Genomic DNA, 11,466 nt, shown 5'->3' on the forward strand with positions numbered 1-11,466 from the left:
CCGCTACCGATCGCGCGGCACGCGCCACAGGTGCATCGTGGCGTAGGAGCGCCACGGGGACCACCGCTGCGCGCGCCGCCCGAGGGCCGCGTGGGCGGCCGATCGTGACAGCGCGGGATCGGTGAGGCCGAGGACGCGGGCGCCGGCGAGCACGGCGACGTCGCCGAGCAGCCAGGCGTCCGGATCGCCGCGCAGCCGCATCGCCGCGTAGGCGGCCGTCCAGGGCCCGATGCCGGGGATCGCGGTGAGCCGGGCGCGCCACCGCTGCGACTCGACGTCCGGGTCGACATCCGGATCGATTCCCGGATCGAGCACGTCGCGGGAGCCGTCGACGAGGCCGGCGATCGCCCGGACCGCGGCGATCGAGCGGGCCGGGAGCCGCAGCGGTCGCTCCGGATCGAGCGGGCGCTCCGGCTCGGGCAGGCCCTCGAGGAGCTGCCGGGCGGTGGGCACGAGCCGGGTGAGCCCGGCCGCGCCGCCGTCGACCGGTGAGCCGAGCATCCGGGTGAGCCGGCCGAGGTGCTCGCGGGCGCGGGCCACGGAGATCTGCTGGCCCACGACCGCGCGGAGCAGGAGCTCATGCGGATCGCTCGCGCCGGGAACGCGGATGCCCGGGATCGCCGCCACCCGTGGGGCGAGCACCGGGTCGGCGGCGAGGGCGGCATCGACCTCGGCCGGGTCCGTATCGAGATCGAGGAGACGACGGAGCGCGCCGAGCGCCGCCGCCTCGTCCCCCGCGTCGGCCAGGTCGAGCCGCGCCCGCAGGCGCCACGCGGACGGGTCGCCGTGGCTCCGCCCGGTCGCGGTCACCTCGATCACCGCGGGGCCACCCGGCAGCCGGAGCGTGCGGGCATAGGTGAGCGGGCCGCCCGGGGCGAGTTGCGCCGTCTCCACGCCCTCGATCGCGCGCGCGGCGAGGAAGCCGAAGACGCCCGGCGCGTCGTAGGGAGACGGCGCGGGCAGGTCGACGGTCGGCATGCCTCGATCCTGCCACCGCAGGGCCCGCGTGCCCGTTCGGGCACGGCGACGGGCCGACTCGGCTTCCCGTGCGCCCGGGACGCGCCCGTGCCGCCGACGTATCCTCCGGGGAGGAGTCCGAAGGAGGTGGAGGGCGGTGTTCGAGTCGCGGATGCCCGATTCGGCCGGTGGAGCGACGCCCGGTCACGGGGCCGGGCCGGTCCGTCGCCCCACCACGCCCGAGTCGGTCAGCACGGACGCACGGGACATCCTGCTGACGCAGCGTCGCGCCGGGAACGCCGTCACCGTCTCCCTCATCCACGCACGATCGGGCCTGCGGCCGGGTCTCGGCGTGCTGCAACGGGTGATGGCGTCGGTCGTCATGCGGCGCGGCGACCGCGGGGAACGACGGGTCGGCCAAGTTCTCATCGAGCGCGGGTCCGGCACGGCGGGCGGGGCACACGCCACGGCCTACGCGGTGTTCACGCGGATGGTCGTCAACGCGACCGAGAAGAAGACCTTCGAGGCGGCGATGACGGGGCTGGGCGCGCTGCTCGACACCTTCCGATCGCTGCCGGGATACCGGAGCGCGACCGAGAAGGAGCGGCATTCGATCGAGACGATGACCGGAGTCGTCCGCAACTCCATCTCCCGGGCGACCACAGGTGAGGGGATCGACGATCTCGAATGCACGCAGACCCTTCAACAGGCGATCGAGCAGACGCTCCGCATCAGGAACGCGATCCCCGGCACGCTCATCCGCGACCGGGACGGCAAGCCGGTGAGCGGGAAGAAGGGCGCCGGGGAGGACAGCGAACGCGTGGGCGTGCGGAAGCTCGGCGATGCTCATCGGGTGCTCGGGCGGGAGGGCGAGGTGAAGGATCCGGGCGGCGGCCAGGGGAAGACCATGGCCGCCGGGATGCTCATGACGTTCGATCGCAAGGCCCTCACGGTCGATGTCGAGGATCGCAGCGCGCGGTACGGCGCCGCGCTCGCGCAGCACACGATGACCGTCTTCGCCGCCTTCCCCGGTCTGAGCCGAGAGAAGCAGGGCGTGGTCCAATGGCGATTCGTCGACGACGCGTTGACGGAGGTGGATCTCGACGATGAGCTGGACGCACGGGTTCGCGCGGAGGTGGCCCGGCTCACCGGGTTGCCGGAGCCGTCGAGGAAACGCGGGCTCGAGGCCGACGTCGCCGTCGACGACCTCGATGATCGGGACCAGGACGAGGAGGAGCTCTCCGACCTCGAGGACGAACAGTCTCGGGTGAAGCGGTCGAGGACCGGGAACAACGACTGATCCTCGCCTCTCCCACCCGGGGCGGTCAGTGCCCGCGAGCGATCCAGTCGGCCAGGTGCGGCTTCTCGGCGCCGATGCTCGTGGAGTCCCCGTGGCCGGTGAGCACCTCGGTGGATTCGGGCAGGGTGAGGAGCCGGTCGCGGATCGAGTCGACGATCGTGCCGAAGTCCGAGAACGAGCGGCCCGTGGCGCCGGGGCCGCCGTTGAAGAGCGTGTCGCCGGAGAACAGCACGCCGCCCTCCCCCAACGCCGGGGCGTGGAAGCAGGTCGAGCCCGGGGAGTGCCCGGGCGTGTGGAGCGCGGTGAGGCTCACCTCGGCGCCCGCCGGGCCGATCGTGAACACCTGACCGTCGACGATCTCGGCGTCGAAGCCGGCGCGTGGATACACCTCCCGCCAAAGCATCTCGTCGGCCGGGTTGAGGTGGATCGGCGCCCCGAGTCGCGCGGCGACGTCGCGGGCGGCGCGGATGTGGTCGTCATGGCCGTGCGTGAGGAGCACGGCGACCACGCGTCGTCCCGACACGGCCGCGACCACGGCGTCGGCGTCGTGGGCGGGATCGATCACGAGGCACGCCTCGTCGTCCCCGACGATCCACACGTTGTTGTCGACCTCCCACGTGCCCCCGTCGAGGGAGAACGTGCCGCTCGTGACGACGTTCTCGATGCGGATGCGGCCGGTGGCGTCGGTGCGCGTCATGAGTCCTCCCCCCGCCGGTCGGCGACGACCCCGGGGGGCGGGTTGATCTCCACCACGGAGCGCAGCACGCGGCCGGCGCTCATCTGGGTGAAGGCGGGTTCGATCTCGCCGAGTTCGATCCGCTCGGTCACGAAGCCGTCGAGGTCGAGGCGGCCGCGCCGGTACTGGTCGACGAGCATCGGCAGGTCGCGCGAGGGCAGCGTGTCGCCGTACCAGGAGGACTTGATCGAGCCGCCGCGGCCGAAGAGCTCGTCGAGTGGGAGCTCGAACGTCGTGCCGGGCTCGGGCACGCCGACGAGCACGACCCGCCCGGCCAGATCCCGGGCGCGGAAGGCCTGCTCGAACGTCACGGCGATGCCGGCGGCGTCGACCACGAGGTCGGCCCCGAAGCCGCCGGTGAGGGACCGGATGCCCTCGACCACATCCTGCTCGCGGGCGTTGATCGTGTCGGTGGCGCCGAAGGAGCGCGCGGTGGCGAGCTTGCCGTCGTCGAGGTCGACCGCGATGATCGTCGTGGCCCCGGCGAGCGCGGCGCCGGCGACGGCCGCCGTGCCCACGCCGCCGCAGCCGATGACCGCCACGGACTCACCGCGCCGGATCGCCCCGGTGTTGATCGTGGCCCCGATGCCGGCCATGACCCCGCAGCCGAGCAGTCCGAGGGCGGCGTACTGGTGGGGCTCGATCGCCCCCTCGATCTTCGTGCACTGGCCGGCCGCCACGAGGGTCTTCTCCGCGAAGGCGCCGATACCGAGCGCCGGGGAGAGCTCGGTGCCGTCGAGCAGGGTCATCTTGTTCACGGCGTTGTGGGTGTCGAAGCAGTACCAGGGCTCCCCCCTGCGGCACGCCCGGCAGCTCCCGCACACGGCCCGCCAGTTGAGGATGACGGCGTCGCCGGGGGCGACCTCGGTCACGCCCTCGCCCACCGCAGCGACGATGCCGGAGGCCTCGTGCCCGAGCAGGTAGGGGAAGTCGTCGCCCACGCCGCCGACCTTGTAGTGCAGGTCGGTCTGGCACACCCCGCACGTGATCACGTCGACCAGCGCCTCGCCGGGCCCGGGGTCGGGCACCAGGATCGTCTCCACGGTCACCGGCTCGTTCTTCGCCTTGCAGACGACGGCCCTCACCTCGTGCACATCGGCCTCCCTTGGTTGCGTGTCGACGTTGACCGCCACCATATCCGCTGCCCCGCGATCCAGCGGGCAGGACGGGAGGACGCGTGGTCGATCCGGGCGGCGTGGCGGCCGAGCTCAGCGACGCTTGGTCGGGATGCCGAGGATGGTCGGGGGCGGGGCGTCGAGCTCGTCGATCGGCTCCTCCGGCCCGCCCTCACCGCCGCCGCCTCCCCATTCCGGCCCGACCCACACGCGCCAGTTCTCCTCGTAGCGGCGAATGCTCGCGTCCGCCACGAGCGCGGCCGGATCGGCCTCCCCCAGCTGGGCGTGGAGGGAGCCGGCGTGCGCCGGGGGCACGAATCCCACGATCCGGTTGCCCCACACCACGACGACCCGGCCCTCGGCCCCGGCGGTGAACTCCACCCGACCGCTGAGGCCGCCGCGGCGCCTGTCCACGGCGGACAGCAGGGAGAGGATCGCGCGCTGCAGTCCCACCGCATCACTCGCCCAGAACCCCTGGGCCAGTTCGGCCGCCATCGGCTCGGCCCGGTGCCGCCGCCAGAATCTGAGCACGGCGCTACTCGACCCGGGTGTCCGCGGCGTGGGTGCCCGCGATGTCCTCGTGGTGCTGGATCACCTCGGCCACGATGAACCCGAGGAACTTCTCGGCGAAGACCGGGTCGAGTCCGGCGTCGTGTGCCAGCGCCCGCAGCCGCGCGATCTGCCGCTCCTCCCGCGCCGGATCCGAGGGCGGCAGCCCCGAGTGTGCCTTGAGCAGGCCGACCCGCTGGGTGCACTTGAACCGTTCGGCGAGCAGGTGCACGAGCGCGGCGTCGATGTTGTCGATGCTGCCGCGGATGCGCAGCAGCTCCTCGGGCAGCCCGACACCCGGTGCCGCGGGCTCGCCCATCAGGCGCTCTTCTCCCGCGGCTCGTTCTTCGGAGCCTCCCGGGGCACGAGGGTCGGGTTGACGTTCTCGAGCACGACCTCGTCGGTGATGACCACGCGGGCCACGTCGTCGCGGCTCGGCACGTCGAACATCACCCCGGCGAGCACCTCCTCGAGGATGGCCCGGAGCCCGCGGGCACCGGTGCCGCGCAGGATCGCCTGCCCGGCGATGGCGACCGTGGCCTCCTCGGTGAACTCCAGCTCCACGCCGTCCATCTCGAACATGCGCTGATACTGCTTGATCAGGGCGTTGCGCGGCTCGGTGAGGATCCGCACGAGCGCGTCGTCGTCGAGCGGGGTGACCGTGCTGATGACCGGCAGCCGGCCGATGAACTCGGGGATGAGGCCGAACTTCAGCAGGTCCTCGGGCATGACGTCGTCGATGACGTCCACGGTGTCGGCGCTGTGCAGCGGGGAGCCGAACCCGATCCCGCGCCGCCCGGCCCGGCCCGCGATGATCTCGTCCAGCCCGGCGAACGCCCCGGCCACGATGAACAGCACGTTCGAGGTGTCGATCGTGAGGAAGTCCTGATGGGGGTGCTTGCGTCCGCCCTGCGGCGGCACCGACGCCTGGGTGCCCTCGAGGATCTTGAGCAGCGCCTGCTGCACGCCCTCCCCGGAGACGTCGCGGGTGATCGAGGGGTTCTCGGACTTGCGCGAGATCTTGTCGATCTCGTCGATGTAGATGATGCCGGTCTCGGCCTTCTTCACGTCGAAGTCCGCGGCCTGGAGCAGCTTGAGCAGGATGTTCTCCACATCCTCCCCGACGTAGCCGGCCTCGGTGAGCGCCGTGGCGTCGGCGATCGCGAACGGCACGTTGAGCATCTTCGCCAGCGTCTGGGCCAGGTAGGTCTTGCCGCAGCCGGTCGGGCCGATGAGCAGGATGTTCGACTTCGCCAGCTCGACCTCGCCCTCCCCCACCGTCGGGTTCTCGACCCCGGCCCGCACCCGCTTGTAGTGGTTGTAGACGGCGACCGCGAGCGAGCGCTTCGCCGAGTCCTGGCCGATGATGTACTCCTCGAGGAAGTCGAAGATCTCCCTCGGCTTGGGCAGCTCGGTCAGCTCGGTCTCGACGGTCTCGGCGAGTTCCTCCTCGACGATCTCGTTGCACAGCTCGATGCACTCGACGCAGATGTACACGCCGGGGCCGGCGATCAGTCGCTTCGTCTGCTTCTGGGACTTGCCACAGAAGGAACACTTGAGCAGATCGCCGCCTTCGCCTACGCGCGCCATCTCTTCCTCATTCCTCTCACGATTCCTGCCGGTGACGGCAGGGGCGGACTCGCATCAGCCCATTGTTGTCGATCGGCGGATGCGCGCCAGGCCACTCTATGCTCGCCCCCTCGTCAACGCGAGAGGGTCTGCCGCGTGTCGATCACACGGGGCAGACCCTCCCGAGGCGAGCTGCGTCGTCCATACGCCGTGCATTCGCCGATCACGCCGACGGCAGCTCCGGCGTCTTGCGGCTCTCGAGCACCTGGTCCACGAGGCCGTACTCGAGCGAGGCCTGGGCGGAGAGGATCTTGTCGCGCTCGATGTCGTTGCGCACGAGCTCCACGTCCCGGCCGGTGTGCCGGGCGAGGGTGTCCTCGAGCCATTCGCGCATCCGGATCATCTCGTTCGCGTGGATCTCGATGTCCGAGGCCTGGGCGTAGCCGCCCTCCATCGCGGGCTGGTGGATGAGCACGCGGGCGTTCGGTAGCGCGAGCCGCTTGCCGGGCGAGCCGGCGGCGAGCAGCACGGCCGCGGCGGAGGCGGCCTGGCCGAGGCAGACCGTCTGGATCTGCGGCTTGATGTACTGCATCGTGTCGTAGATCGCGGTCATCGCGGTGAACGAGCCGCCGGGTGAGTTGATGTACAGGGTGATGAGGCCGTCCGGGTCCTGGCTCTCGAGCACGAGGAGCTGGGCCATGACGTCGTCGGCGGACGCGTCGTCCACCTGTACCCCGAGGAAGATGATGCGGTCCTCGAAGAGTTTGGTGTAGGGGTCCTGGCGCTTGAAGCCGTAGGCCGTCCGCTCCTCGAACTGAGGCAGGACGTACCGTGAGCTCGGGGCGGGGGCGAGGCCACCGGGAGCACCGGCCCGGGTGGTGAACGCGCCGGGCCGATCGTGCTGTTGAAGATTGCCGAAATTACGCACGTGTGCTGTCTCCTTGATGGTTACTTCTGGTTCATGGCGGCCGCGTGGACGATCACGTGGTCGATGAAGCCGTATTCGAGCGCCTCGTCGGCCGTGAACCAGCGGTCCCGGTCGGCATCCTTGTTGATCTGTTCGACGGACTTGCCGGTCTGCTCCGCCGTGAGTTCGGCCATCGTGCGCTTCATGTGCAGGATGAGCTCGGCGTTGATCTTGATATCGGTGGCGGTGCCGCCGATGCCGCCGGAGGGCTGGTGCATCATCACCCGGGCGTGCGGGGTGGCGAAGCGCTTGCCCTTCGTGCCCGAGGCGAGCAGGAACTGGCCCATCGAGGCGGCCATCCCCATGCCGAACGTGGCCACGTCCGGCTGCACGTACTGCATCGTGTCGTAGATCGCCATGCCCGCCGTGACCGAGCCACCCGGGGAGTTGATGTACAGCGAGATGTCCTTGTCGGGGTCCTCGGCCGCGAGCAGCAGCATCTGGGCGCAGATCTGGTTGGCGTTCTCGTCGCGAACCTCCGAACCGAGCCAGATGATCCGCTCCTTGAGCAGGCGGTTGTAGATGCTGTCGCCGAGCGTCGACTGCGAGGGCTCGGACGCTGCGGCGGTGATGCGATCGGGTGTGTGACTCACGGATGCTCCTGACTTCGCGGGTGGCTCACCAGACTCTAACGCCGCCCCGGCCTCGGACCTGCCCGCGGGCGCCGTTGTTTCGCTGCCAGCGCACAGCCCCGCGGCCCGCCTCGATGGGCCGCACCGCGCCTCGACATGCGAACGGCCGGCGGGTCGTCCCGCCGGCCGTTCACGCGCGATTCGCGACTCAGGCGTCCTTGGACTCCTCCGAGTCCTCATCCGAGGCGTCCTCGTTCGAGTCGTCCTCGACGACGACGGCCTCCTCGGCCGCCGCCTCGACGTCACCGGTCACATCGACGAAGTTCCCGGCGGCCGCCGCCGCGGCGGCGTCCTCCTCGTCCGAGCCGATGTAGGCGCTCAGGTCGACGGCCTCGCCGGCGGCGTCGACGACGCTCACCGCGCGCAGCGCGATCGCGAGCGCCTTGTTGCGGGTCAGCTCGGCCACGAACAGCGGGATCTGACCGTTCTTGTCGGCGTTGGCGATGAACTCGTTCGGGTCCTGGCGGGACTGCTGGGCCATGCGCAGCAGGTACTCCACGAGCTCCTGCTGGCCGACCTGCGGCTCGACCTGCTCGCTCAGGGCGTCGAGCACGAGCTGACGGCGCAGGGCCTTCGTGGCCTCCTCGGTCACCTCGGCGCGGTGCTCGTCGTCCTCCAGGCGGCCCTCGCCCTCGAGGTGACTGTGCACCTCGTCCTCGATCACTCCGGTGGGCACCGGGAAGTCGGTGGCCCCGAGGAGGTGCTCGAGGAGCAGGTCGCGGGCCTGCACGGCGCGGTTGTTCGCCTTGGCGTCGGCCACCTGCCCGCGCAGGCTCTCGCGCAGCTCGGCGATCGTGTCGAACTCCGAGGCGGTCTGGGCGAAGTCGTCGTCCGCCTCGGGCAGCTCCTGCTCCTTGACGGCGCCGACGGTCACCTCGATCTGGGCGTTCGCGCCGGCGTGCTCGCCGCCGGCGAGCGGGGCCTCGAACGTCGTGCTGCCGCCGGCCTCGAGGCCGATGAGGGCCTCGTCGAGCCCCTCGAGCATGTTGCCCGAGCCGATCTCGTAGGAGACGCCCGCGACCGTGTCGATCTCCTCGCCGTCGATGCTCGCGGCCATGTCGATCGTGACGTAGTCGCCGTCGGCGGCGGCCCGCTCGACGCTCACGAGGGTGGCGTAGTGCTCGCGCTGGCCGTTGAGGGCGTCGTCGATGTCGGCCTCGCTCACCTCGGCGTCATCGACGGTGAGCGTGACCTCCGCGAGCTCGGGGAGGCTGAACTCGGGGCGGGTGTCGACCTCGACGGTGAACACGAGGTCGTTCGCGTCCTCGGTGATGCCGGGCACGGCGGTGACGTCGAGGGAGGGGCGGCCGATCGGCTTGATGTCGGCGTCGGCGACGGCCTGGCCGTAGAGGTCGGGCATGGCCGCGTTGACGGCCTGCTCGAGCACCGCGGGCCGGCCCACGCGCTGGTCGATGATGCGCGGGGGCACCTTGCCGCGCCGGAAGCCGGGGATGTTCACCTGCGCCGCGACGTCCTTATAGGCCTGGTCCACGTGGGTCTGGATCTCCTCCAGCGGGACCTCGACGGTCAGCTTGACCCGGGTCGGGTCGATGTTCTCGACAGCGCTCTTCACGTACTGCACTCCAGTCAAGTCGGTGGTGGCGCCGTGACCGCGTCGATTCGACGGGTCGGGAGCCGGCGCCCGGTCGGTGCCCGATGGCACGCGAGCGCACACCTCGGGATTGAGGACAACTCTCCCATGCTACGGCACCGCTGGACACACTCGAATCCGAGGTCTTCCTCACGGCGCTACGCCGCCGCGCGTGCGTAGCGCCGTGCTGAGCCACTACCGGCCGGATCGCGCGCCGACCGGTTCGGCCCCGATGCCCGCGCCGGCCTCGACACCGGGCTCGACGCTGGTCTCTACGCTGGGGGCACCCGTCCAGCGGGGGGCGGAGGGCAGTCCCTGCTCCGCGCGGATCGCCTCGTCCTCCTCGAACTCCTCCTCGGCGTCGAGGATGATGGCGGAGGCCTCGTTCGTGATCTCTCCGGCGAATGCGCGACGCATCATGTCGCGGTCGAGCTGCTTCTCCCACGCTGCCACGACGAAGGTGGCGACGCAGTTGCCGAGCAGGTTGACGCTCACCCGCATCGAATCCATGATCCGGTCGGCCCCGAGCAGGAGCGCGACACCGGCGACGGGGAAGATCCCGAGCGCGGCGGCCGTCGCGGACAGGGCGAGGAAGCTCGACCCCGGCACGCCGGCCATCCCCTTGGAGGTGAGGAGCAGGATCCCCAGGGCGGCGATCTGCTGGCCGAGGGTCAGGTCGTGACCGAAGGCCTGGGCCAGGAAGAGCAGTGAGATCGACAGGTAGATCGCGGCACCGTCGAGGTTGAAGCTGTAGCCCGTCGGCACCACGAGCCCGACCGTGGCCCGCGAGCAGCCCGCGTTGGTCAGCTTCGTCATGATCCGCGGCATGACCGCCTCGGTCGAGGCCGTGCCCAGCGCGAGCAGGAATTCCTCGCGGGTGTACTTGATGAACTGCCACAACGGCACCCGCGCCAAGGTCCAGGCGACCACGAAGAGCAGGCCCATGAACACGAGCGCGGCCGCGTAGCAGGCGAGGATGAGCTTGCCGAACGTGCCGAGGGTCTCGATGCCGTACTGGCCGATGATGAAGGCCATCGCGCCGAGCGCCCCGATCGGGGCGACCCGCATGACCCAGGCCATGATCCGGAAGACGACCTCGAGGATGGTCTCGAAGAGGGTGAGCACCGGGGCGCACTTCTTCTGCCCGATGACCACGACCGCCGCACCGAAGAACACCGCGAAGAACAGCACCTGGAGCAGGTTGTTCTCCGCGAAGGCGCCGAGCACGCTCACCGGGATGACCCCGAGCACGAACTCCGCGCCGGACTGGGCCTGGCCGGTCACGCCGTCGAGCGCCGAGGAGTCGAGGGTGGCGGGGTCGATGTCCATGCCCGCACCCGGCTGGGCGATATTGGCCACGATGAGGCCGAACGTCAGCGCGAAGCCGGTGGCGACGGTGAAGTACAGCAGCGCCTTGACGCCGACCCGGCCGACGGACTTGACGTCCCCCACCGCCGAGATGCCGGTGACGATGACGAGGAAGATGAGCGGGGCGATGATCATCTTGATCAGCCGGATGAAGCCGTCGCCCAGGGGCCGCAGCTGCTGGCCCAGATCGGGGAACAGGTGTCCGATCGAGATGCCGAGGACGACGGCGGCGATGAGTTGGAAGAACAGCGAGGTGTAGAACGGCCGTTTCTTGAGCCGGCCGGCGTTGCCCTCGGCCACAGCAGCGATGGACACGTGACCCTCCTTGGTCGTTGGCCCCCCTGTGGGGCTCGGGCCGACCGTACGAGACCCGACATGTTTCCACAATGCAAGATTTGAGTTTCACGACGTGAACTCTGAGACCGCGCTCACAGCCGGCCGGCGTTTCCCCGCCACCGCGGGGCCGACCCCCGCGCCGGACCGTGGTCGACATCACCGGCGGGCGGTGGCCCAGTTCACCCGCGCCGGGCCGCCGACCGCGCGAGCCGAGGAAATCTCGAATCCTGAGACGGACTTTCGGGGGCGCGCGGGGGGCCGTGTCGAGGGCGGCACATCCGGCGACCTTCGCGCACCAGGGCGCGGATGCGACGGTGCCGGGAATTGGTCAGGACTCGGTCAAGCG

11 protein-coding genes are annotated in these 11,466 nt (G+C 70.7%); 1 reads left to right on the forward strand and 10 read right to left on the reverse strand.

Annotation, left to right across the window (positions count from 1 at the left end):
• Positions 1–3: 3 nt before the first annotated feature.
• Positions 4–978, reverse strand: a complete 975-nt coding sequence (locus tag GCE65_RS10970) for a DNA-3-methyladenine glycosylase (protein WP_153878419.1) — start codon at positions 976–978, stop codon at positions 4–6.
• Positions 979–1,114: 136 nt separating this feature from the next.
• Here GCE65_RS10970 and GCE65_RS10975 point away from each other — a divergent pair, with 136 nt between their 5' ends.
• Entirely contained in the window at positions 1,115–2,257 is a 1,143-nt protein-coding gene (locus GCE65_RS10975) for a hypothetical protein (protein WP_153878420.1), read from the forward strand.
• A gap of 25 nt (positions 2,258–2,282) precedes the next feature.
• Here the strand turns inward: GCE65_RS10975 and GCE65_RS10980 are convergent, their stop codons facing one another.
• From GCE65_RS10980 to GCE65_RS11020, 9 genes are all read right to left on the reverse strand, one after another.
• Positions 2,283–2,954: an MBL fold metallo-hydrolase gene (locus tag GCE65_RS10980; RefSeq protein ID WP_152910515.1), complete on the reverse strand. Its 672-nt coding sequence runs from the start codon at positions 2,952–2,954 to the stop codon at positions 2,283–2,285.
• Positions 2,951–4,087 carry an S-(hydroxymethyl)mycothiol dehydrogenase gene (locus GCE65_RS10985; RefSeq protein ID WP_153878421.1) on the reverse strand — a complete coding sequence of 379 codons (1,137 nt, stop codon included), beginning with the start codon at positions 4,085–4,087 and terminating at the stop codon, positions 2,951–2,953. Before GCE65_RS10985 ends, GCE65_RS10980 begins: the two co-directional genes overlap by 4 nt.
• Positions 4,088–4,201: 114 nt before the next feature.
• Positions 4,202–4,639 (reverse strand): hypothetical protein, encoded by a 438-nt coding sequence (locus GCE65_RS10990; protein ID WP_152910513.1) that lies wholly within the window; start codon positions 4,637–4,639, stop codon positions 4,202–4,204.
• 4 nt (positions 4,640–4,643) lie between these two features.
• Positions 4,644–4,976 carry a chorismate mutase gene (locus tag GCE65_RS10995; RefSeq protein ID WP_153878422.1) on the reverse strand — a complete coding sequence of 111 codons (333 nt, stop codon included), beginning with the start codon at positions 4,974–4,976 and terminating at the stop codon, positions 4,644–4,646.
• A complete protein-coding gene (gene clpX / locus GCE65_RS11000; RefSeq protein WP_152910511.1) occupies positions 4,976–6,247 on the reverse strand; it encodes an ATP-dependent Clp protease ATP-binding subunit ClpX in 1,272 nt (423 codons plus the stop codon). The genes GCE65_RS10995 and clpX overlap by 1 nt, the downstream gene beginning before the upstream one ends.
• Positions 6,248–6,449: 202 nt before the next feature.
• Positions 6,450–7,154 carry an ATP-dependent Clp protease proteolytic subunit gene (locus GCE65_RS11005; RefSeq protein WP_153878423.1) on the reverse strand — a complete coding sequence of 235 codons (705 nt, stop codon included), beginning with the start codon at positions 7,152–7,154 and terminating at the stop codon, positions 6,450–6,452.
• Between the two features lie 20 nt (positions 7,155–7,174).
• Positions 7,175–7,786: an ATP-dependent Clp protease proteolytic subunit gene (locus GCE65_RS11010; protein WP_370460111.1), complete on the reverse strand. Its 612-nt coding sequence runs from the start codon at positions 7,784–7,786 to the stop codon at positions 7,175–7,177.
• 187 nt (positions 7,787–7,973) lie between these two features.
• Positions 7,974–9,398, reverse strand: a complete 1,425-nt coding sequence (gene tig / locus GCE65_RS11015; protein ID WP_153878424.1) for a trigger factor — start codon at positions 9,396–9,398, stop codon at positions 7,974–7,976.
• A 213-nt stretch (positions 9,399–9,611) separates the two neighbouring features.
• Positions 9,612–11,099: a cation:dicarboxylate symporter family transporter gene (locus tag GCE65_RS11020; protein WP_153878425.1), complete on the reverse strand. Its 1,488-nt coding sequence runs from the start codon at positions 11,097–11,099 to the stop codon at positions 9,612–9,614.
• Positions 11,100–11,466 lie beyond the last annotated feature (367 nt).

Origin of the sequence: Pseudactinotalea sp. HY158, from assembly GCF_009660225.1 — a bacterium.
In the GTDB taxonomy this organism is placed as follows: domain Bacteria; phylum Actinomycetota; class Actinomycetes; order Actinomycetales; family Beutenbergiaceae; genus HY158.

Bases quoted from the DNA above. Each gene is read 5' to 3' on its own strand.
- GCE65_RS10980 (WP_152910515.1), bottom strand. From the start codon at position 2,954: ATGACGCGCACCGACGCCACCGGCCGCATCCGCATCGAGAACGTCGTC.
- GCE65_RS10970 (WP_153878419.1), bottom strand. From the start codon at position 978: ATGCCGACCGTCGACCTGCCCGCGCCGTCTCCCTACGACGCGCCGGGC.
- clpX (WP_152910511.1), bottom strand. From the start codon at position 6,247: ATGGCGCGCGTAGGCGAAGGCGGCGATCTGCTCAAGTGTTCCTTCTGT.
- GCE65_RS10995 (WP_153878422.1), bottom strand. From the start codon at position 4,976: ATGGGCGAGCCCGCGGCACCGGGTGTCGGGCTGCCCGAGGAGCTGCTG.